Genomic DNA, 714 nt, shown 5'->3' with positions numbered 1-714 from the left:
CCTCCAACGACACCATCTAAACCACAAGCCTTGGTAATTTTTATTTCATCACCAGGTTTAAAAAGCTTACTACCGCCCATTGCATTCGAAACAGGCTCACCACCGCCAAAACTTAACTGAGATCCACTCGCTTCCGATACGGACCATGCTGCCCACCTGTCGTCCTTGTTAAAAACCTTCCGAAGGCTTGAAGGAAAAATTGAAGAAAAATTTGCCCCATCGATAATTAACGATGTACTACCTGTGCCTGGCAAGGAAGATGAAGCATTGTAGGTATCGAAACCACAGGAGTTGCATAGTCCATTTCGTCCAGAAAAATCGAGTCTTAAGGAATAACCTCCATTTAGCGAGATAGAACTAGATACTTCATAAACATCACCTTTCCCTGCCATCATGCCAAATACATTTGAGGGGCTGTACGCAGCCTCCCAAGTCCACTTGCCTTCACTATTAATCACGCCATCGTCAAAATTTGACTTAAAAAAGGTCTCTGCAGACAAACTACTTACAACGGCAAGTGACACGAATATGCAGCCAAAATACTGTTTCAAATTTATATGTCTCATTAATAAACCCTCCTCACGAAACCATAACTTACGAAAGCAGTTTAGCAGTTCAGCCAAAATCTACCTCTGCCCAATATCTCGCAAATACAATTTAGTTAACTTATGTCACAAAACACTACCTTGCGGTTTTACTAAAAAGGATCATTAA

Annotated in this window: 1 protein-coding gene; it reads right to left on the bottom strand. The window is 41.2% G+C overall.

Annotated elements, in window-relative coordinates; translation table 11 throughout:
- A partial coding sequence (locus A3751_RS19225) for a hypothetical protein (RefSeq protein ID WP_156492638.1) occupies positions 1-566 on the bottom strand: 566 nt, incomplete at its 3' end.
- Between the last annotated feature and the right edge of the window lie 148 nt (positions 567-714).

This window comes from Oleiphilus sp. HI0080 (genome assembly GCF_001635135.1).
Note: the sequence above shows the minus strand (reverse complement) of the source record. Positions and strands in the feature narration are given on the sequence as shown.